Here is a 19254-nt window from a genome sequence, read left to right as displayed (position 1 = left end):
AAATGTTCTAGTCTCGTCCCATGTCGCGCACGCCGTTCTGCTGGGTCAGGCGGGACTGGATGCCGGTGCCGCTCCCGGGGCTGATCCTGGAGTGGCGGCGCGACGAACAAGGCTGGATCGCTCTGGTCGCGGTGATCGAGCAGACACCGTCGAGGGTGGTGATCGAGTGGTTCAGGCCGCAGAACCTCCGGCCGGTGCCGGCGTCGCCGAGCCTCGGCAGCCGCTACGGCTGAACCGGCGACAGAAGGGACGGGCCGGCCTGTAAGCCGGGTTCTGTCGAGGGCGACCATCCATCTACGGCGACCGTTGCCGGCCGTCTCCAGCGACCTACCCGTGCACTCGGGCGAGCAGCCCTCGGGCGTGCACTGTCTGGTCTTGCTCCGGGTGGGGTTTGCCGAGCCGCTCCGGTCACCCGGGGCGCTGGTGGGCTCTTACCCCACCGTTTCACCCTTACCTCTCCCTCCTCGCGGAGAGTGAGGCGGTCTGCTTTCTGTGGCACTTTCCCGCGAGTTGCCTCGGGTGGGCGTTACCCACCACCCCGCTCTGTGGAGCCCGGACTTTCCTCGGAGCAGCGGTTGCCCGCTGCCACGCGATCGCCCAGCCGACCCGTCCGGGGGTAGCGTAGCCGGAATGGAGGAGGAGCAGCTGAAAGCGCCGGCGATCGTCTTCCCGCGAGGGGAGGAGCGGCTCGAGTCGGCGTTCCGGACCGCTCACGACCTGCTGTCGCGGCGGGCTCCCAAGGAGGCGCTCGAGGTCATCGAGCCGGCGCTCGAGGCCGAGCCGGGCAACCGGAGCCTGCGGGTGATGCGGGCCTGGGCCTACTACATGCGCGCGCAGCTCGGGAAGGCGGTCGACGAGCTCACCGAGCTCGTCGACGAGGACCCGTCGGACACGTGGGCGCGGCACACCCTGGGGCGGGCGCTGGAGCGGCAGTCGCGGCACCGGGAAGCGCTCCCGCACCTGCGGTTGGCGGCGGCGATGAGCGGCGACGTCGAGCACGAGGTCGACGTACTGAGGGTGGAGCGGGTCGTCGAGGGGCTCTGAGGCCCGATCGCGGTAGGTTCGTCGCCATGGAGTACTGGTTCTGCCTCAAGCACCACCAGGTCGAGCCGGAGGAGGGCTGCCCCAACAAGGACCGGCTGGGTCCCTACGCCTCGGAAACCGAGGCGGCGCGGGCGCTCGAGCTCGCCGCCGAACGCACGGAGAAGTGGGACGAGGACCCGGTCTGGAACGACGACGTCGAGGACGAGCAGTAGGTGTTCCGTCGTCGCCGGCGGATCAAGGCGCCGGTGATCGACCCGGCCACAGGGAAGCCCGTCTCCGCCGCGGCGTTCGTCGGCCTGATCCTGATGGCCGCGTCCTTCTTCCTGTACGGCGCCAGCGTGCTCGTCGCTCCATGGTGGGCGGTCGTGGTGCTCATGGTCGCCTGGGCGGCGCAGCTCGTGCTGTGCCTGAGCTGGTTCGAGCGGCGGCCGACGTGGCTGCCTGTGGTCGGCGCGGCGTCGATCGTGCTGTGGTTCCTCGCGCTCGTCGGGGGAGCCGCGTTCCTGGGGTGGAGCGCGTGAGCGGAAGACATTGGCCGACCTCCCCGGTCCCTCCAGCACCGGGGAAGTCGGCCGACCCGGACCGATGAATCGGGCTCTCCCAGGTCGAGGCAAGCCCGCCGCCTGGTGGGGCAGGCGCGGCGCTGACTCAGGGCGCCTGCTCGGGCTTACCGGATGTGGCAACGAAACCCCGGCGCCTTGACGGCTGTCAAGTTTTTGCTGGACATTTGACCGGACAATCTCCGTCGGAGGCCGCATCTGCTGGGGCCGCCGCAGGTAGGGTCGAACGCGTGACGACAGCCGCCGCCCGTCGTACGCCTGCGGACAAGCACGACGAGCGTCGCCGGGCGCTCGCCGACTCCGCACTTCGGACCCTCGGGGAGCTCGGCTACGCGCGCTCGAGCCTGCGCGAGATCGCCAACAACTCCGAGTTCTCCCACGGTGTCGTCCACTACTACTTCCGCGACAAGCACGACCTGATCGTCTACTGCGTCAAGCAGTACAAGGCGTCCTGCGTGCACCGCTACGACGGCGTGGTGGCCGAAGCGACGACGGCCGACGAGCTCGTCCGCGGCTTCGCGGCCAAGCTGGTCGAGACCATCGTGGAGGAGGCGCCGATGCACCGCCTCTGGTACGACCTGCGATCGCAGAGCATGTTCGAGGAGAGCCTCCGCGAGGCCGTGCTCTACATCGATCAGACCCTCGAAGACATGGTCTGGCGGGTCGTCGCCCGCTACGCCGAGCTCTCGGGCGCGGCACCCGCGATGACGTCTCATGTCGCCTACGGGCTGCTCGACGGACTCTTCCAGCAGGCGCTCCTCGGATATCTCTGCGGCAAGGAGGGCGTCCTCGACGACCTGACCGCCCAGGTTCACGGCCTGATGCCCGTTCTGCTGGCACCGGCGTCGGCGCCGTAGGCGATGATGTGGGCATGGCGATCCACATCACCGATGACGCGGCCGCTGACGAGCTGCTGACCACGAACCCGTTCGCCCTCCTGGTCGGGATGATGCTCGACCAGCAGTACCCGATGGAGCACGCGTTCCTGGGCCCGCAGAAGGTCGTCTCGCGGTTCGGCAGCTTCGACCCCGCCGTGATCGCCGCCGCCGACCCCGAGGAGTTCGCCGCGCTCTGCTCGCAGACGCCGGCGATCCACCGGTTCCCGGGTTCGATGGCTGCCCGGCTCCAGGAGCTCGCCCGGATCGTCGTCGACGACTACGACGGTCACGCCGAGCGGATCTGGACCGAGGCCGCCGACGCTAAGGACCTCTCGAAGCGACTGCAGGCGCTGCCCGGCTTCGGCGCCCAGAAGGTGAAGATCTTCGTCGCGCTGCTCGCCAAGCAGGTCGGCGTCGCCCCGGCCGGCTGGGAGAAGGTGTCGGGCGACTACGCCCTCGACGGCTTCCGGTCGGTGGCCGACGTGGTCGACCCGGTCTCGCTCCAGAAGGTGCGCGACTACAAGAAGGAGAAGAAGGCGGCGGCGAAGGCTGCGGGTTGATGCTCCGACGGTTGAGGTGCCCGATGGTGCGACCTAGGTTGCGGAGCATGCGAATTGTCTTCCTGAGCATCGCGATCGTGGCCGCGATGACGCTCACCGCGCCGGGGGCTGTGGCCGACCACGGCAATCTCAAGGGTGAGCGCAAGATCTGCCGGACCTTCGGCAACCCCAGGCCAGGAACGGTGATCTATGCGGGTCCGAGCAACGCAGGTGTCTACTGCATCGCCCGTCGCGACGAGAGGCGCTACGGCGTGACGGGCTACCACACGCGAGCGAAGGCGAAGCGGGGAGCGCAGGTCATCTGCCGGTGGTACAGCGCCGGGGTGGTCCGCAAGGGCAAGACCGCGATCGTGTCGCCCGAGCCGGGCTACTACCGGATGCAGTGGCTCGCTCGCCGCGTCGGCGGCAACGTGGTGTGCAACGGCTAGGCGATTGAGTCCGGATACTCACGCGCGGCCTTGCTCGCGCCTGTGAGGATCTGCGGATGACTCGCACCCGCCCCCTCCTGTACCTGCTCGCGCTGCTGCTGCCCGCCCTCGTGCTGGTGGCCCCGCCCGTCCACGCCGAGGAGAGGTCCGCCGGCCGCGCCGCCGTACCCAGCTCCTTCCGGATCACCGGCTCCGGCTTCGGCCACGGGGTCGGGATGTCGCAGTACGGCGCCTTCGCGATGGCGGTGGCGGGCCGGAGCGCCGAGCAGATCCTTGAGTACTACTACCCGGGCGCATCGCTCGGTACGGCGCCGAACCCGTGGACGGACATCGACGTGCAGGTGTTCGGCTCCGCCGGCGACGCCCGCACCACGACCGTGTCGCTGAGCAAGGGGGAGTGGCGGCTCCGGGCCAGCGGGAGCACGACCGACCTCGCGGAGGGCACTCCCTCCCGCAAGGTGGCCCTCGACGTCGTCGACGGTCGGGTCCGCGCCCGGGTCAAGGACGGCAGCGAGGTCGTCAAGACCGTCACCAAGCCGACGCTGGTCCTGCAGTGGACCGGCACCCGGGCGTGGGCGGGCACCGCGGGCGTCGTCTCCGTCGCCGGCGCCCAGGGTCGCTACCGTCACGGGACGCTGACCGTCACCGCGGTTGGCGGCCGGGTCAACGTCGTCAACAACGTCCGGATCAACGACGAGTACCTCTACGGCATCGACGAGATGCCCTCGCTGTGGGGCTCCGACGTGGCAGGTGGCGCCACCGCCCTCCAGGCGCAGGCGATCGTGGCCCGCAACTACGCGATCCTCGCCAAGACGAGGAACCCCGACGGCCTGGCGGCCTGTGACTGCCACCTCTACGACGACACCCGCAGCCAGCACTTCGTGGGCTGGCCCAAGGAGAGCGGCGAGGCCGGGTCGGTCTGGATCGATGCGGTCGACGCGACCCGCCAGGACGGGGCAGGCGAGGTGTGGGTCGTCCGCGACGCCGAAGATGCGATCGCCGAAACTCCCTTCTTCGCCCGATCCGGCCGGGTCTCCGCGACCGCCCGCGGTACGGCGAACAACCGCGACGTTTGGGGGAGCACCCAGCAGGACCACCTGCGCCACGTCACGGACCCCTGGTCGTTCAAGGGCGAGCCCGACAGCAAGCACGTCAGCTGGACCGACCGCCTGACCCAGGCCAAGGCGCAACGACTTTTCGGCATGAAGAAGGTCGCGAGGATCATCGTCGTCGCGCGCTACTCCAGCGGCCAGGTGAAGACACTCAAGGCGGTCTCCCCGACGGGGACCGCGGTGCGCCGTACGAAGACTGCCGACGAGTGGCGCGTGGCGCTCGGGGTACAGGGATCGTGGATCGTGAGGTTCACGAGCTGAGGGCAAGGGACTGCCCACCGGACGGCCTGGGTACGGCGTGCTTCCACCTGCGTGGCAGAATGGCGGCAGCGGTCTTGACGCCTCCGGGCTGTGCCGCGCCCAACTGCTCGTAAAGCCCGTCAGTTCGCCAGTATCGAGAGGTGTTCGTGTCCTCGAACGCACGCAAGGTCCCGCCCGCGGTGCTCGCACACCCGTCCATCGTCGCCCTCGTCGAGCGGGCCCGCCCCACCGGGAGCGTGACGCCCGAGGACGTCCGGCAGGCATTCGCAGAGGCTGACGTCGCGCCGTCCCACCTCAAGCCGCTGATGGCCTACCTCTCGGCCGAGGGGATCTCCGTCGTCCTTCCGGCCGACACGCGCGTCGCGGCCGCTGCCGCCTCGCGCTCGACCGCCACCTCCGCCACCAAGAAGGCGGCGGCCAAGAAGGCCGCGCCCGCGAAGAAGGCGGCCCCGGCGAAGAAGGACGCGTCGAAGGACGAGGCCGAGGCGCCCGCCAAGAAGGCGCCCGCCAAGAAGGCTGCCGTCAAGAAGGCTGCCGTCAAGAAGTCCACTGCCAAGACCGCGGCAGCGAAGGCCGCCGCCGAGACCGGGGACGCCGCGCCCGCGGTGGGCCCCGACGGCAAGAAGATCCTCCCCGACATCTCCGACGAGCAGTTCGAGAAGGACGTCGCCGCCGACCCGACGATCAAGGAGGACGAGGAGGAGGCCTCGGCCACGTCCTCGTTCGTCGTCTCGACCGCCGACGAGACCGACGAGCCCGCCCAGCAGGTCATGGTCGCGGGTGCGACCGCCGACCCGGTCAAGGACTACCTCAAGCAGATCGGCAAGGTCCCGCTCCTCAACGCGGAGATGGAGGTCTCGCTCGCGAAGCGCATCGAGGCCGGCCTCTTCGCCGAGGAGAAGCTCGCCCGCGGCGGCAAGGTCTCCCCGAAGCTCCAGGAGGAGCTGGAGTGGATCGCCGAGGACGGCCGCCGGGCGAAGAACCACCTGCTCGAGGCCAACCTGCGCCTCGTCGTCTCCCTCGCCAAGCGCTACACCGGCCGCGGCATGCTCTTCCTGGACCTCATCCAGGAAGGCAACCTCGGTCTGATCCGCGCGGTCGAGAAGTTCGACTACACCAAGGGCTATAAGTTCTCGACCTACGCGACCTGGTGGATCCGGCAGGCGATCACCCGCGCGATGGCCGACCAGGCCCGCACCATCCGCATCCCGGTCCACATGGTCGAGGTCATCAACAAGCTCGCGCGCGTCCAGCGGCAGATGCTGCAGGACCTCGGGCGCGAGCCCACTCCGGAGGAGCTCGCCAAGGAGCTCGACATGACCCCGGAGAAGGTCGTCGAGGTCCAGAAGTACGGCCGCGAGCCGATCTCGCTGCACACGCCGCTGGGCGAGGACGGCGACTCCGAGTTCGGTGACCTGATCGAGGACTCCGAGGCCATCGTCCCGGCCGACGCCGTGTCGTTCACGCTGCTCCAGGAGCAGCTGCACGCGGTGCTCGACACGCTCTCCGAACGGGAGGCCGGCGTGGTCTCGATGCGGTTCGGCCTCACCGACGGCCAGCCGAAGACGCTCGACGAGATCGGCAAGGTCTACGGCGTCACGCGCGAGCGGATCCGGCAGATCGAGTCGAAGACGATGTCGAAGCTGCGGCACCCGTCGCGCTCTCAGGTCCTGCGCGACTACCTCGACTGAAGATCGCGACTCCGGACCTGCTTCACGCAGGCCGCGAAGGGCGCTCCCTCTGCGCGGATGTTCGCGGGAAAGCGACGAACGCGCCGCACGTGTGCGACCCTCATAAGAGGTTCACTGGTCCCCCGGGGGTTCAGGGAGCCTAGGCCCGGGACATCCAGCAGAGCGGTGTTGTGGGCCGCCCCCATCCAGCGGTTCCAGGCGTGATCTCCTTGCGTCCGGCAGGCGTCCTGTACGTTTCGTTGTCCGGTCAAGACGTGGCCGGTCCTGCTTCGTCAGTCGTCGGTGTGTCTCGGTGAGCGCTTCGTCTGCCCTAGTGCACGAGAGAACTCACGTGAACCACTCTCCAACCGACGTGGCCGCTGCACTCACCGCAGCGGCCAAGGCCATCCACGCTCCTCGCAGTCTCGAGGAGACACTGACTGCCATTGTGAGGGCCGCCCAGGACGCCATTCCGGACATGAACCACGCGGGCATCTCGATCAGTCACCGCGACGGCCGGATCGAGACCCTCGCCGGAACGGACCAACTTGTCTGGGATCTCGACTCTGTTCAGTACGACCTCAACGAAGGCCCCTGTGTGTCCTCGGTCAAGGACGACCCGGTGGTGGTCGTCGAACACGCCAGGCAGGAACAGCGCTGGCCCCGTTACATGCCGCGCGCTGTCGAGGCGGGGCTGCGGGCGCAGCTTGCGCTCCGCCTCTACACGGACGAGGACACGATCGGCGGCCTGAACCTCTATTCCACCGAGTCCGAGACCGTCTCGTCCGACACGGTGCAGATGGCCGAGCTGTTCGCCGCCCACGCCACGATCGCCCTGAACCGCACCCGGTACGAGCACCAGCTCAACGAGGCCCTGGCCTCTCGCAAGGCCATCGGGCAGGCGATCGGCTTGATCATGCAGCGCTACCAGATCGACGAGGACCGTGCTTTCCACTTCCTCGTGCGCGCCTCCTCGAGCAGCAACCTCAAGCTGCGGGTCATCGCCGACGAACTGATCAGCTCCGCGAACCACATGTTCAGCTGAGGCCACATCCGGGCGGCCCGCGCCCGACGAAGCAGGTCGTGTACGCCCTCCGTGCTACGTTGCCAAGAGGTCGTCACCAGCGGTCGCCGTCGAGGCGTAGCGGTTCATCTGCGGCCGAAGGGATGGCCGTGATGGTCGCCGTCACAGCACCTCGACCGCTTCGTATCCGGCTCAACCCACGTCAGGGGGACACCCTCGATGGCGGGTGGTGGCCCTACACCCGCGACTTCGCCGCCGAGTTCGCCAGGCTCGTCGACGAGTTTCCTTCGGAGCACGGCCGCATCTACCGCGGTCTCTACTCCCGCCCTGACTGGGACGACCATCCGCGGCGGGTGCCGGTCGGCCGCGGACGGGTCAAGGTGGGCAGCTTTCCTGCAGACGACACCCACGTCATCCACCTGACGACCAGCAACCGGGTCGTGCTGTGCCTGCTGGTGGTCCCAGCCGACTTCAGCGAGGAGCAAGGTGCCGAGTCGTTGCTGGCGTCGACCACGGTCGGCACCCGGCACGGGGCCGGCGCCGTCCTGCGCGCGGTGAGCAATGAGATGCCGGTCGACCGGTCGCTCCTCTGGGAGCCGTCCTCCGACGAACCAGGCTGATCCGCGCTCAGCCGTCGCGGCGGACGACGACGACCGTCACGTCGTCGGTCGTGCGTGTGCTCGCCGTCGCGTCGGCGACCAGTCGGCCGACCATGGCCTCCGCCGAGTCGGTGGCGGCCAGGGCTTCGACCGCGAGCCGCAGCACGCCGTCGGCGTCTTCGGCCGCGTCGAGCATCCCGTCGCTGACGAGAACGAGCGCCTCGCCGGGCGAGAGCCGGCCGGGGTGGCTCTCCCAGCTGTCGTCAGGCAGCGCGCCCACCGGCATGCCCGCAGTCGCGAGTCGCACGGCACGGTCGGGGCCCACGACGAACGCGAGCCCGTGGCCGGCGTCGACGTACTCCATCGCCCCGTCGGTCGGGTCGAAGCGTGCCGCGAACAGCGTGACGAAGCTGGTCATCTCGCTCAGGTCGTCGCCGGTGTCGTCGGCGATGCGCCGGAGCGTGGCGCTGAGAGTGTTGTGCGGCGACGCGCCTCGCGCGATCGCTCGTACGCCGGCCGCGAGCAGCGCCGCCTGGAGTCCCTTGCCCATGACGTCGGCGAGCATCACCTGGACCTGGCCGATGCGTCGTAGCACCTGCCAGTCGTAGAAGTCGCCGCCGACCGCGCCGGCCTGGACGCAGCGGCCGGCGATGTCCCAGCCGGGCAGGTCGGGGATGCTGCTCGGCAACAGCCGGCGCTGGAGCTCCGCGCCCTGCTCGAGGTCGGCGCTCGTGGCCAGCTCACGGTCGAGCCAGGCGGCCATGTCGCTGAGGGCGGTCCGCTGGGCGGGCGTCAGCGGTGGCCGGGGCTGGGTGTCGACCAGGCAGAGCGCGCCGACGCGCTGGCCGCCGGGCCCGTGCAGCGGGGCGCCCGCGTAGAACCGCACCTCGCCGTCGCGGCGGACGTGGTGGTCGCGCCACGCGTCGTCGGCGTGGAGGTCGGGGATCTCCAGGATCCGTTCGTCGGCGACGGTGATCGCACAGAGCGTCTGCTCGAGCGGCTTGCTCTCGCCCGGCTCCAGGCCGTCGCCGGAGAGCGTGTACTGCCGGTCGTCGCCCACCAGGTTGAGCCCCGCCATCGGCACGTCGAAGATGTGCTTGGCCAGACGGACGATGCGGTCGAACCGCTCCTCCGGGGGCGCGTCGAGCAGCTGGAGCTCCTCCACCGCCGTGATCCGCTCCGCGTCCGTGTCGCGAGGCATGCGCTATCCCTCCTCCGGGCGCTCCGCCCGGTGCTTCACCATCCGCCACACGTTGCCGTCGTCCTCGCGCGCGTAGGCGAGCTCATCGAGCATCGAGCTCGCGAGCGCCAGCCCGCGGCCGCCCTCGGCGTCGAGGTCCGGCATCGCGCGGTCGACCTCGCCCTCGAACTCCTGGCCGTCGTCGTGGAGGGTGGCCTCGAGGTCGGTGTCGGTGATGCCGAGGTCGAACCGCCACCGCACCCCGCCCGCGGGCTCGCCGTGCTTGACGACGTTGCTCGCGATCTCGATCACGGCGGTCTCGAACAGCATCAGGTCGGTCGGGTCGACCGTGTCGTCCTCGGCCGCCGCGCGCTCGAGGAGGTCGTGGAGCTCGTCGAGCCCCTCGGGCATCGCGAAGCCGGTCAGGCGATAGCGCTCACCAGCCATCGAGGGCGTCCTCGAGCGAGGCGTGCGGACGGAGGATCCGGTCGAGGTTGGTGAGACCCAGCACGGTCGCCACCTGTTCGCTGGCGCCGGCGATCCGCAGGTCGCCGGACGCCTGCCGGGCGGACTTGAGGCCGCCGATCAGCGCGCCGAGGCCGGAGGAGTCGATGAACTCGACGCCGGAGAGCTCGACCACGATCTTGGCCCGTCCCGCGGCCACGCTGTCGTCGACCGCCGACTTGAGCCGCTGCGCGGAGACCATGTTGAGCCGGCCGCTGGGCGACAGCACCGTGACGGCGTCGCGCTCGGACTTCTCGATCTGCATCAGGGCACCAGCTCCTCGGGCTCGGGCGCCCGGAACAGCGCCGCTTGGATGATGACACTCATGACCACGAGGTCGTAGGCGATCCAGACGGTGTTGACCCCGACGCCGATGACGGTGACCGCGTCGCCGAGCCACAGCTGCAGCACGCCGCAGACGACCGCGACGACGAGCAGCGCCATGATCGTGAGCTGGGGCCAGATCAGGCGCGCCGGGAACCGCTGGCGGCCGCCCTCGCGGACCTTCGGCGTGACCATGAACCCGAGCTCGCGACCGAACCAGACGTTGGCTGCTGCCGTCGTGCACGCCTTGATCCAGATAGGGAACAGCGCGAGCGAGTACTGGTGGCCGCGCCACGTCTTCACGCCGTAGCCGACGATGAGGAACAGCAGCTGGTTGAGCAGGAAGTACGGCGTGAAGTACGCCAGGAACGTCAGCCCGTAGGCGTGGACCGGGAGCGTGCCGGTCGTCAGATAGATGATCGGCGCGATCAGGAACGCGAGCGCGGCGAAGCCGGACAGATAGCTCCACATCGTCGCGAAGTACATGAGGCGCTGGCCGACCTGGAGGCCCTTCTTGGTGAGCGGGTTCTCCTTGAGCAGGACCTGGAGCGTGCCCTGTGCCCACCGCAGCCGCTGCTTGAGCATGGTGCCGAGGTCCTCGGGCGCGAGCCCGTGGGCGAGAACCTCGTGGTGGTACGCCGACTTCCAGCCTGCGGCGTGGAGCCGCATGCAGGTCGCCATGTCCTCGGTCACCGAGACGGTGGCCATCGGCATCACTGGCATCGCCTCGTCGCCGCGGTCGACGTCGACGGCGCGCATCAATCGGTCGACCGCCTCGAGCGCGGCGAGCGGGCTGTGGTCGCGGCCGGCGAGTGCGTCGAGGGCGGTCTCGTCGACCAAGGGCAGGCCCGAGGCGGGGTCGCTGACGATGCCGAGGTCGACGCCGCCGTCGAGGACCTGCAGCTCGGCCAGGTCGCGCTGGATGTCGGCGAGGTCGTTGGCGACGAGGGAGCGGCTGGCCTCGCGCGCGGTCTGCTGGAATGCCCAGGTCACCTCGGCCACCGGGTCGCCGGCCGCGAGCCGGTCGAGAGCCGTCCCGGCCGCGGCGCGGACCTCGCCGATCGCCGCTGCCGCGGCGGGCGCCTCGCGCCGCACGCGGCGCTCGGTGCGGGTCAGGATCCGGCGGGACGCTCGCAGCGCGGTCCGGACGGCTCGCTCGACCTCGGCGACGTACTCGGTGATGCCGAGACGCATCAGCGCCTCGCGGCGGATCACGGCGTTGGAGCCGCAGAAGAACGCCGCGTTCCAGCCGTCCTTGCCCTGCTGGATCGGGCCGTAGAACAGCGGGGCCTGGCTGCCGAGCGGGTCGGCGTCGGTGACGTTGCTGAACCACTGGGGCGTCTGCACCAGGGCCATGTCCGGGTCCTCGAACCACCCGAGCGTGCGGTCGAGGATCTCCGGCAGCGGGATCTGGTCGGCGTCGAGGATGAGCAGGAACTCGCCGGCGGTGTGGAAGAGGGCGTTGTTGAGGTTGCCGGCCTTGGCGTGCCGGGAGCGGCCCTCCCAGTCGGCGGTGCGGGTGATGTAGCCGACGCCGAGCTCCTCGGCGGCCGCTCGCATCTCGGGACGGGCGCCGTCGTCGAGGATGTAGGTCTGGTGCGGCCAGGAGATGGCCAGCGCGGCGCGCGCCGTCGCCGCGACCATCTCGACGGGCTCGTTGTAGGTCGTGATGAGCACGTCGACCGTTGCGCCGGGCGGGGGCGGGGGAGCGTCGCCGCGCTGCTTCATGCGCCAGACGGTGGCCGCGAACAGGTAGCCGTCGATCAGCGCGTAGGTCTCGGCGACGACCAGGGGTACGGCGATCCACCAGTTGTCCCAGTTGACCGACCAGCCCCACCGCCACACGACGTAGGTGGTGCCGGCGAGCAGCGTCAGCACCGACACCACGCGCAGGGCGAAGAGCTTGGCCACGCCTCCCCGGTGCCCCTCTCGCACGGCTTTACCCTAGGGGGCCGCGTCACACATCCGGTTCACCCCGCCGCGACCAGCGCCACCGAGACGCCCGCCAGCACCAGGCCGACCGCCTGGTGGCGGAAGATCGCCTCCTTCAGCACGACCGCCGCGAGCAGGATGGTGAACGCGGGGTAGAGCGAGGTGAGGACCGCGGCGACGGTGAGCAGGCCGGCCTGGGTCGAGAGCAGGAAGAGCAGCTGCGCCGCGGAGGCGAGCAGGCCCGCGACCAGGCCCCAGCCCTCGGTGGCCTGGGTCGGGCGCCAGGCCACGCGCATCGCCACGGCGACCACCACGATCATGATCGTGCCCGTCCCCTGGGCGACCGCCAACGGCCAGTAGCCGGCGTCGTCCGGCACCTGGCCGATCGCGACGAACAGCAGGCCGAAGCCGGCGCCGGCCAGCACGCCGTCGAGGAGTCCCTCGGCCAGGCCCGCGGTCGCCGTACCGTCCGAGGGCGCTTGGGCGACCAGCCAGATCGCGGGCAGCGCGAGCAGCAGGCCGACCCAGACGAGGCCCGCCGGCCGCTCGCCGAGCGCGAACCCGACCACCACGGGCAGCACCGCGGCGCCGACCGCGGAGACCGGGGCGACGACGCCCATCCGGCCGGTGGCGAAGCCGCGGTAGAGGAACGCGCTCCCGAACCCGGCGCCGACGCCGGAGAGCGCGCCCCACAGCAGGTGACCGGTCGTGGGGTCGCCCGTCACGACCAGGGCGACCGCCGCCGAACCGAGCAGTCCGCCGATGCTGGCGAGGAAGGCGACCGGCCAGGCCGACGTACGCCGGGAGGCCACGCCGCCGACGAAGTCGGAGACGCCGTACGCCGCGGCGGCGCCGAGCGCGAGGAGGATGCCCATCGCGGGGGAGCCTAGGCAACCCGGGGCTGTCGACGCACCTGAGAATTGCGAACGACCCCGGGCCGGGCCCGGGGTCGTTCGTCAGATCGGGTCAGCGCTCGTCGTCCGGCGCCACTGCCGGAGTGCGCTCGAGCTTGTGGGTCTCGTCCTGGACCGTCACCGCGATCTCCTTCAGCTTGGCACCGTGCTCGCGAGCGTGGTGGGCGCAGAAGAGGAGCTCACCGCCGGTGGCGAGCTCGACGCGGAGGTAGGCCTGGGCACCGCAGCGGTCACAGCGGTCCTCAGCGGTCAGCGGTGCGCTGGGGGCTACAGCAGTAGTCACTTCGGCCTCATCTCTTTCGTCGTTCGGTGCCGGAACGGGGTCCGGTACCGGGATCAACGTAGCGACCGGGTTCAAGATTCCCGGTCACCTGTGGTGCTAGCCACGTGGTCAATCCAACCACGCGGTAGGAGGATCTTCGGCTGTTTTCCACCGGCCGAAACATCCTTGTGACAGAACCACATCGTGATCCTCCACATGTCCGTGTGCCTGCACTGTCGATCGGCGTGTCGCCGGTATCTTTGAGGGGTCCTGAGCAGTTCTAGAGGGAGCCCGATCATCGCCGACAACACCTACAACGCCGCCCACCTCCTGGTCCTCGAGGGCCTGGAAGCGGTCCGGAAGCGGCCGGGCATGTACATCGGGTCCACCGACACCCGGGGCCTCATGCACTGCCTGTGGGAGATCATCGACAACGGCGTCGACGAGGCCCTGGGCGGCTTCGCGCGCTCGGTCGAGGTGACGCTCCACCCCGACGACTCCGTCGAGGTCTACGACGACGGCCGCGGCATCCCGACCGACAAGGAGCCCAAGACCGGGCTCCCCGGCGTCGAGGTGGTCGCGACCAAGCTCCACGCGGGCGGCAAGTTCGGCGGCGGGTCCTACAACGCCTCGGGCGGTCTCCACGGCGTCGGCCTGTCGGTCGTCAACGCGCTCTCCTCGCGGATGGACATCGACGTCGACCGCTCGCCGGCCCAGCAGGGCCTGTCGTTCCGCCGCGGCGTGCCGGGCGTGTTCGACGGCGACGGCCCGAAGGCGGCCTTCGAGGCGAGGTCCGGGCTCACCCGGAAGGGCAAGCGGGTCGCGAAGGGCAGGAGCGGCACCCGCATCCGGTTCTGGCCCGACCGGCAGATCTTCACCAAGGACGCCCGCTTCGAGATCGAGGGGCTCCTCGGGCGGGCGCGGCAGACGGCCTACATCGTGCCCGGCCTCGAGCTGGTCGTCCGCGACCTGCGCGGCCCGGAGCTCTTCGAGGAGAAGATCCGCCACGACGGCGGCATCTCCGAGTTCGCCGACGCGCTCTCGCACGGCGAACCGGTGACCGAGGTGCTCCGCATCACCGGCACCGACACGTTCACCGAGACCGTGCCGATGCTCGACGAGCAGGGCCACATGACCCCGCAGGACGTCGAGCGCGAGCTCACCGTCGACATCGCGGCCCGCTGGGACACCGGCTACGACACCGAGCTGCGGTCGTTCGTCAACGTGATCGCGACCCCGAAGGGCGGCACCCACGTCGCCGGCTTCGAGGCGGCGCTGACCAAGACGTTCAACGACGCCATGCGGGCCACCAAGGCGCTGAAGGTCAACGACGACGACGTCATCAAGGACGACATCCTCGAGGGCCTCACCGCGATCGTGACGGTGCGCCTGGCCGAGCCGCAGTTCGAGGGCCAGACCAAGGAGATCCTCGGTACGCCGCAGGTGCGCTCGTCGGTCCGCAAGGTCGTCGCCGCGCAGCTCAAGGACTTCCTGACCTCCACCAAGCGTGCCGAGAAGGCACAGGCCAAGCTGCTGATGGAGAAGGTCGTGGGCGCGTCCAAGACGCGCATCGCCGCCCGCCAGCACAAGGAGACCCAGCGGCGCAAGAACGCCCTGGAGTCCTCGACGCTGCCGGCGAAGCTCCACGACTGCCGGTCCAACGACACCGACCGCACCGAGCTGTTCATCGTCGAGGGCGACTCGGCGCTCGGCACCGCGAAGTACGCCCGCAATTCCGAGTTCCAGGCGCTGCTCCCGATCCGCGGCAAGATCCTCAACGTCCAGAAGGCCTCGGTCGGCGACGTGCTCAAGAACGCCGAGTGCGCCTCGATCATCCAGGTCGTCGGCGCCGGCTCCGGCCGCACGTTCGATCTCGACGCCGCGCGCTACGGCCGGATCATCTTCATGGCCGACGCCGACTCCGACGGCGCCCACATCCGCACCCTGCTGGCGACGCTGTTCTTCAAGTACATGCCCGACCTGGTCACCGCCGGCCGGGTCTTCTCGGCCGTCCCGCCGCTGCACCGGATCGAGATCTCCAACCCGCGCAAGGGCCAGGACAAGTACGTCTACACCTACTCCGACGACGAGCTCCAGCGGAAGCTGGCGGAGCTGAAGAAGAAGAACATCCGCTGGAAGGACCCGGTGCAGCGCTACAAGGGTCTCGGTGAGATGGACGCCGAGCAGCTGCGCGAGACGACCATGGACCCGCGGCGCCGTACCCTCCGCCGGCTGACGGTCGACGACGCGACCCAGGCCGCCGACGTGTTCGAGCTGCTGATGGGCGGCGAGGTCGCGCCGCGCAGGGAGTTCATCGTCCAGTCGGCCTACGAGGTCGACGTGGAGTCGCTCGACGCGTGACGATGACCCCATGACGGGCCAGGCACGGACCGCGGTCGTCAAGACGCTCAAGGCGCGCGGCGCGAAGGCGCGGCGCGGTCACCTGCGACTCCAGGTCGGCGAGCTGTTCTGGTACGTCGACGTCCTCGCCGACGGAGTCGGGCCAATGGCGCCGTTGCGGCTGGAGATCGGCTGCTGGACGCCGGAGCTCCCGCCGGAGCCCGACGGTGGCGCGGTCGACTGCCCGCTGCTGATGGACGTGCCGCTGGACGGCGACGAGGTGACCACGACCGAGCGCCTGCTCGACCTGATCGGCAGCGTCGGCGACCTGACGACCCTGCGCGAACGGTTGCCGGAGCTGCCGGGAGTCCTCGTCGACAAGAAGCTCCGCGACCTGCTCTGAGCCGACGCTCAGATCTTCTGCTCGAGCAGCCCGCTGTCGACGTCGTAGAGGAACCCGCCCACCTTCACGGTGTCGGGGATGAGCGGGTGGGACCGCACCTTCTGCACGTCCTCGGCGAGGGCCCGGGCCTGGTCGTCGACCACGTGGAACCGCTGCCAGCTCGCGTCCTGGCCGGCCGACTCCGACACCCGTGCGCGCAGCTCGGCCTCGGTGTTCGAGGCGACGGCGCAGCGGGTGTGGGGCACCACGAGGACCCGCTCCACCCGGAGCAGGTGGACGCCCAGCACCAGCGCCTCCAGCGCCGCCTCGGTGACCCGGCCGCCGGGGTTGCGGAAGATCTTCGCGTCGCCCGGCTTGAGCCCGAGCATCCCGAGCGGGTCGATCCGCGAGTCCATGCAGGTCACGATCGCGACGCCGGCGTGGGCGACACCGTCGAAACCACCGAGAGAGAAGTCGCTCGCGAAGTCCCGGTTGGCCGCGAGCAGGTCGTCGAAGTCCGCCATGGCTCGAAGACTATCGCCGGCCGGCGCCCGTCCCCGTTGCCGATCTCACGCCGACGCGTGTCGGTTCGCTCACACCCTCACCCCCTCCCGCCGAACCGGCACGGTTGGCGTGCCGAACGGGCACGGTTGGCGTGCCGAACGGGCAGGGTTGGTGTGACGAACCGGCAGGGTTTGGCGTGACGAACCGGCACGGTTGGCGGCCAGGTCCGTCAGCCGGCGGCCCGGAGCACCTCGGCGACGTCGACCGCGCCGGTGCGGGCCCGCCGGAAGAGCGTGAGTGCTAGTACGGCGGCGAGGAACGCGACCGCGGCGGCGCCGGTGAACACGGCCTGCTCCTGGACGATCGCGAGCTCACGAGTGTCCAGGTCGGGGTTGGCCTCGGCCTCGGCGTACAGGCGCCGCAGGCCCCACGTCGTGAGCGCGGAGATGCCGACCAGCATGCCGACCATCCGGGCCACGACCACCAGGGCGCTCCCCAGGCCGTGGGCGTCGTCGGAGGTGGATGCCAGCATCGCCGCGTTGACCGGCGCGAGCGCCAGGCCGAAGCCGAGCCCGCCGAGGACGAGCGGCACGTTCGAGACGAACGCGTCGAGGCTGGTCTCGCCCCACTGCGCCATCCAGAGGAACGCGACCGCTGCGCACACCATCCCGGCCGCGGTCACGACACCCGCCGGCACTCGGCGCAGGAGCCAGCCGCCGACGACCGCGCCGACCGGCAGCGCGACGAGGAAGCGGAGCAGTACGAGCGCGGCTCCGAGCTGGGTGTCCTCGGTCGTGGTGCGCGCGAGCAGCGGGATGTCGACGAGCGCCGCGATCAGCGCCCAGCCGACGAGGAAGCTGACGACCAGCGACCCCCAGGCGGGTACGGCGCGCAGCGCCCCGCGCGGCACGATCGGCGCGTCGGCCCGGCGCAGGTGGAGGAGCAGCAGGACCGTGGCGACCGCGGAGCCGAGCAGGAACCACGGTCCCTGCGGGTTGAAGACCGCCACCTCGGGGTCGGCGGTGGCGAACGCGAGCACGACCCCGGCCAGCGCCGTCGCGAACAGGAGCGCGCCGAGCAGGTCGGCCTCGACCATGCTCCGGAACCAGCCGCGCAGGTCCACGAGCGTGCGGCCGGGGAGCAGGCACGAGCCGACCAGCACCACGAGCGCGACGATCGTGATCACGCCGATCGGGGTGAGCCAACGCGGGCCGTCGTCGACGTACGGGATGAACAGCTGGCCCCAGGTCAGGTCGCGCCGGAGCTCCGAAGGCTCGGTGAACGTGATCAGCCCGGCCACGAGCGTGACCACCGCAGCAACGAGTCCGAGGACCAGCGGAACCAGCGAACGAAGACGGTTCGACGCGCCAACCGTGCCGGTTCGACCCGCCAACCCTGCCGGTTCGGCGCGCCAACCGTGCCGGTTGGGCGGGGACAGGGCGCGGACGGCGAGGGCGAGGACGACGCCGACGGCGAGGTTGATCGCGAAGATGCCGCGCCAGGAGGTGAAGGAGAGGACGAGGGCTCCGAAGAGGGGGCCGAGGACGCTGCCGAACTCCTGGACCGCGGAGACGATGCCGAGCGGCATCCCGCGGCGCTCGACGGGGTAGAGGGCGGCGACGAGGGCCATGGTGGCGGGGACCAGCCCGCCGCCGCCGACGCCCTGGAGGAAGCGGCCGGCGACCATGGTGCCGAGGTCGTAGGAGACCGCGGTGAGCAGCGACCCGATCGAGAACACGACCAGGGACATCGCGAGCACCGGCACCTGGCCGCGCAGGTCGGCGATCCGGCCGATCAGGGGCAGCATCGCGACGTAGCCGAGCAGGAACCCGGAGACGATCGGCGCCGCGCGCTGGAGCTCGTCGACCGGGATCCCGGTGGCCGCCATCATGTCGGGCAGCGCGAGCACCACGACGTACGTGTCGACCGCGGCGAACGCCACGGCGACCGCGCAGAAGCCGAGCAGCAGCCGTGCGCGGCGGTCGGGCCCCGCCGTCACCCCTGTGTCCATCAGGGGGCGGTGATCTCGCGCTCCACGTCGTACTCGAGGACCTGGATCGTGTAGGTGATGTCCTCGACGCCCGGGAAGAACTCGCCGGTGATGTCGGCCGAGTCGAGGTAGCCGTCGCCGTTGACGCGGAAGGTCGCCTCGAACTCGTCGCCCTCGGCGCACGGCAGGATCTGCTGGATCGCCTCACCGGGCACGGTGCCGTCGAACGGCGTGAGGATCACCTCGTTGTCGGCGCCGCCGCGCTCGGCCTCGCCCTCCTCGAGGCCCTCGGCCGCGGTGAGGACGGAGGAGACGCCCGACTCGGGGTCGAGCAGCAGGGCGGGGTCGGGCGCGCAGAACTCGGAGGGGTCGAACGTGGTCCACCCCGTCACGGGAACGTTGACCTGGAGCTCGCCGTCGACGGAGACCACGTCGATGTCACTGGCGTCGAAGCCCATCACCCGGCCGCTGACGGTGCCGTCGAAGGCCGGCTGGGTGGTGATCGTGCCTTCAGCGGCGGCCAGGTAGTCGCCCTCCGGCGGCTCGTCGTTGGTCTTGAGGCTGATCCGGACGCCGGACGTCTCGTCGAGCAGGCTCTTGGCGTAGGCCATGACCTCCTCGGGCGTGACCGACCCGTCCTCGTCGGCGTCGGCGGCGTCGTTCTGGCCGGCCGTCTCTTCGGGCTCGCCGGTGCAGGCCGTCAGCGTCGTCGCGGCGAGCAGCGCGAGCATCGCACCGGCGGCGAGCTGCCCGGCCCCGGAGCGAGGGAGGCGGTTCGTCATGGCG

The 19254-nt window shown here is 70.4% G+C and carries 22 protein-coding genes and 1 other RNA gene; 13 read left to right on the top strand and 10 right to left on the bottom strand.

The features are described 5' to 3' along the window. The first annotated feature begins 20 nt into the window (after window positions 1-20). On the top strand, window positions 21-233 hold the full coding sequence (locus HNR19_RS12860) for a hypothetical protein (protein WP_179668287.1): 213 nt from the start codon (window positions 21-23) through the stop codon (window positions 231-233). A gap of 13 nt (window positions 234-246) precedes the next feature. On the opposite strand, the gene rnpB is transcribed toward HNR19_RS12860, so the two are convergent. Beyond that, window positions 247-609, bottom strand: an RNA gene (gene rnpB, locus HNR19_RS12855) — RNase P RNA component class A. Window positions 610-630: 21 nt separating this feature from the next. Between rnpB and HNR19_RS12850 the strand changes: the two genes are divergently transcribed. The 10 genes from HNR19_RS12850 (at window position 631) to HNR19_RS12805 (ending at window position 8157) form a co-directional block, all read left to right on the top strand. Next, window positions 631-1044, top strand: a complete 414-nt coding sequence (locus tag HNR19_RS12850; RefSeq protein WP_179668286.1) for a tetratricopeptide repeat protein — start codon at window positions 631-633, stop codon at window positions 1042-1044. A 26-nt stretch (window positions 1045-1070) separates the two neighbouring features. Further along, the gene (locus tag HNR19_RS12845) at window positions 1071-1256 is read left to right on the top strand and encodes a hypothetical protein (protein WP_179668285.1); all 186 of its coding nucleotides are present in this window, start codon (window positions 1071-1073) and stop codon (window positions 1254-1256) included. Beyond that, complete coding sequence (locus HNR19_RS12840; protein ID WP_179668284.1) at window positions 1257-1565, top strand: hypothetical protein; 309 nt, start codon at window positions 1257-1259, stop codon at window positions 1563-1565. Window positions 1566-1834: 269 nt separating this feature from the next. Beyond that, on the top strand, window positions 1835-2461 hold the full coding sequence (locus tag HNR19_RS12835; RefSeq protein ID WP_179668283.1) for a TetR family transcriptional regulator: 627 nt from the start codon (window positions 1835-1837) through the stop codon (window positions 2459-2461). Window positions 2462-2475: 14 nt separating this feature from the next. Further along, complete coding sequence (locus tag HNR19_RS12830) at window positions 2476-3042, top strand: HhH-GPD-type base excision DNA repair protein (RefSeq protein ID WP_179668282.1); 567 nt, start codon at window positions 2476-2478, stop codon at window positions 3040-3042. A gap of 47 nt (window positions 3043-3089) precedes the next feature. Continuing rightward, window positions 3090-3470 carry a hypothetical protein gene (locus tag HNR19_RS12825; RefSeq protein ID WP_179668281.1) on the top strand — a complete coding sequence of 127 codons (381 nt, stop codon included), beginning with the start codon at window positions 3090-3092 and terminating at the stop codon, window positions 3468-3470. Window positions 3471-3526: 56 nt separating this feature from the next. Further along, on the top strand, window positions 3527-4843 hold the full coding sequence (locus HNR19_RS12820; protein WP_179668280.1) for a SpoIID/LytB domain-containing protein: 1317 nt from the start codon (window positions 3527-3529) through the stop codon (window positions 4841-4843). Between the two features lie 140 nt (window positions 4844-4983). Further along, on the top strand, window positions 4984-6534 hold the full coding sequence (locus HNR19_RS12815; RefSeq protein WP_179668279.1) for an RNA polymerase sigma factor: 1551 nt from the start codon (window positions 4984-4986) through the stop codon (window positions 6532-6534). Between the two features lie 352 nt (window positions 6535-6886). Beyond that, a complete protein-coding gene (locus HNR19_RS23545) occupies window positions 6887-7558 on the top strand; it encodes an ANTAR domain-containing protein (protein WP_179668278.1) in 672 nt (223 codons plus the stop codon). Window positions 7559-7689: 131 nt separating this feature from the next. Continuing rightward, window positions 7690-8157 (top strand): DUF5994 family protein, encoded by a 468-nt coding sequence (locus tag HNR19_RS12805; protein ID WP_179668277.1) that lies wholly within the window; start codon window positions 7690-7692, stop codon window positions 8155-8157. A 7-nt stretch (window positions 8158-8164) separates the two neighbouring features. On the opposite strand, the gene HNR19_RS12800 is transcribed toward HNR19_RS12805, so the two are convergent. The 6 genes from HNR19_RS12800 to HNR19_RS12775 form a co-directional block, all read right to left on the bottom strand. Continuing rightward, the gene (locus HNR19_RS12800; protein WP_179668276.1) at window positions 8165-9337 is read right to left on the bottom strand and encodes a PP2C family protein-serine/threonine phosphatase; all 1173 of its coding nucleotides are present in this window, start codon (window positions 9335-9337) and stop codon (window positions 8165-8167) included. A 3-nt stretch (window positions 9338-9340) separates the two neighbouring features. Next, window positions 9341-9763: an ATP-binding protein gene (locus tag HNR19_RS12795; protein ID WP_179668275.1), complete on the bottom strand. Its 423-nt coding sequence runs from the start codon at window positions 9761-9763 to the stop codon at window positions 9341-9343. Beyond that, entirely contained in the window at window positions 9753-10085 is a 333-nt protein-coding gene (locus HNR19_RS12790; RefSeq protein ID WP_179668274.1) for an STAS domain-containing protein, read from the bottom strand. The genes HNR19_RS12795 and HNR19_RS12790 overlap by 11 nt, the downstream gene beginning before the upstream one ends. After that, window positions 10085-12079 carry a glycosyltransferase family 2 protein gene (locus HNR19_RS12785; protein WP_218910239.1) on the bottom strand — a complete coding sequence of 665 codons (1995 nt, stop codon included), beginning with the start codon at window positions 12077-12079 and terminating at the stop codon, window positions 10085-10087. Before HNR19_RS12785 ends, HNR19_RS12790 begins: the two co-directional genes overlap by 1 nt. 35 nt (window positions 12080-12114) lie before the next feature. Beyond that, window positions 12115-12951 (bottom strand): EamA family transporter, encoded by an 837-nt coding sequence (locus HNR19_RS12780; RefSeq protein WP_179668273.1) that lies wholly within the window; start codon window positions 12949-12951, stop codon window positions 12115-12117. A gap of 91 nt (window positions 12952-13042) precedes the next feature. After that, window positions 13043-13273 carry a DUF7455 domain-containing protein gene (locus tag HNR19_RS12775; RefSeq protein ID WP_179668272.1) on the bottom strand — a complete coding sequence of 77 codons (231 nt, stop codon included), beginning with the start codon at window positions 13271-13273 and terminating at the stop codon, window positions 13043-13045. 249 nt (window positions 13274-13522) lie between these two features. Between HNR19_RS12775 and HNR19_RS12770 the strand changes: the two genes are divergently transcribed. Both HNR19_RS12770 and HNR19_RS12765 read left to right on the top strand, forming a co-directional pair. Then, the gene (locus tag HNR19_RS12770) at window positions 13523-15613 is read left to right on the top strand and encodes a DNA gyrase/topoisomerase IV subunit B (RefSeq protein WP_179670243.1); all 2091 of its coding nucleotides are present in this window, start codon (window positions 13523-13525) and stop codon (window positions 15611-15613) included. Between the two features lie 10 nt (window positions 15614-15623). Further along, window positions 15624-15995 carry a hypothetical protein gene (locus HNR19_RS12765; RefSeq protein WP_179668271.1) on the top strand — a complete coding sequence of 124 codons (372 nt, stop codon included), beginning with the start codon at window positions 15624-15626 and terminating at the stop codon, window positions 15993-15995. An 8-nt stretch (window positions 15996-16003) separates the two neighbouring features. Here HNR19_RS12765 and HNR19_RS12760 read toward each other — a convergent pair whose 3' ends face one another. The 3 genes from HNR19_RS12760 to HNR19_RS12750 form a co-directional block, all read right to left on the bottom strand. Further along, window positions 16004-16498, bottom strand: coding sequence for a beta-class carbonic anhydrase (locus tag HNR19_RS12760; RefSeq protein ID WP_179668270.1), 495 nt, complete (start codon window positions 16496-16498; stop codon window positions 16004-16006). Between the two features lie 209 nt (window positions 16499-16707). Then, complete coding sequence (locus tag HNR19_RS12755; RefSeq protein WP_179668269.1) at window positions 16708-18489, bottom strand: MFS transporter; 1782 nt, start codon at window positions 18487-18489, stop codon at window positions 16708-16710. Then, window positions 18489-19250: an LppX_LprAFG lipoprotein gene (locus HNR19_RS12750; RefSeq protein WP_179668268.1), complete on the bottom strand. Its 762-nt coding sequence runs from the start codon at window positions 19248-19250 to the stop codon at window positions 18489-18491. The genes HNR19_RS12755 and HNR19_RS12750 overlap by 1 nt, the downstream gene beginning before the upstream one ends. Window positions 19251-19254 lie beyond the last annotated feature (4 nt).

This window comes from Nocardioides thalensis (assembly GCF_013410655.1).
In the GTDB taxonomy this organism is placed as follows: domain Bacteria; phylum Actinomycetota; class Actinomycetes; order Propionibacteriales; family Nocardioidaceae; genus Nocardioides; species Nocardioides thalensis.
The sequence above is the reverse complement of the archived record's forward strand: the minus strand, read 5'-3'. Positions and strand labels throughout refer to the sequence as shown.

Coding starts and splice junctions, on each gene's coding strand:
- HNR19_RS12860 (WP_179668287.1), top strand. CDS start 21: ATGTCGCGCACGCCGTTCTGCTGGGTCAGGCGGGACTGGATGCCGGTG.
- HNR19_RS12850 (WP_179668286.1), top strand. CDS start 631: ATGGAGGAGGAGCAGCTGAAAGCGCCGGCGATCGTCTTCCCGCGAGGG.
- HNR19_RS12845 (WP_179668285.1), top strand. CDS start 1,071: ATGGAGTACTGGTTCTGCCTCAAGCACCACCAGGTCGAGCCGGAGGAG.
- HNR19_RS12830 (WP_179668282.1), top strand. CDS start 2,476: ATGGCGATCCACATCACCGATGACGCGGCCGCTGACGAGCTGCTGACC.
- HNR19_RS12825 (WP_179668281.1), top strand. CDS start 3,090: ATGCGAATTGTCTTCCTGAGCATCGCGATCGTGGCCGCGATGACGCTC.
- HNR19_RS12820 (WP_179668280.1), top strand. CDS start 3,527: ATGACTCGCACCCGCCCCCTCCTGTACCTGCTCGCGCTGCTGCTGCCC.
- HNR19_RS12805 (WP_179668277.1), top strand. CDS start 7,690: ATGGTCGCCGTCACAGCACCTCGACCGCTTCGTATCCGGCTCAACCCA.
- HNR19_RS12800 (WP_179668276.1), bottom strand. CDS start 9,337: ATGCCTCGCGACACGGACGCGGAGCGGATCACGGCGGTGGAGGAGCTC.
- HNR19_RS12795 (WP_179668275.1), bottom strand. CDS start 9,763: ATGGCTGGTGAGCGCTATCGCCTGACCGGCTTCGCGATGCCCGAGGGG.
- HNR19_RS12790 (WP_179668274.1), bottom strand. CDS start 10,085: ATGCAGATCGAGAAGTCCGAGCGCGACGCCGTCACGGTGCTGTCGCCC.
- HNR19_RS12780 (WP_179668273.1), bottom strand. CDS start 12,951: ATGGGCATCCTCCTCGCGCTCGGCGCCGCCGCGGCGTACGGCGTCTCC.
- HNR19_RS12765 (WP_179668271.1), top strand. CDS start 15,624: ATGACGGGCCAGGCACGGACCGCGGTCGTCAAGACGCTCAAGGCGCGC.
- HNR19_RS12760 (WP_179668270.1), bottom strand. CDS start 16,498: ATGGCGGACTTCGACGACCTGCTCGCGGCCAACCGGGACTTCGCGAGC.
- HNR19_RS12755 (WP_179668269.1), bottom strand. CDS start 18,489: ATGGACACAGGGGTGACGGCGGGGCCCGACCGCCGCGCACGGCTGCTG.
- HNR19_RS12750 (WP_179668268.1), bottom strand. CDS start 19,250: ATGACGAACCGCCTCCCTCGCTCCGGGGCCGGGCAGCTCGCCGCCGGT.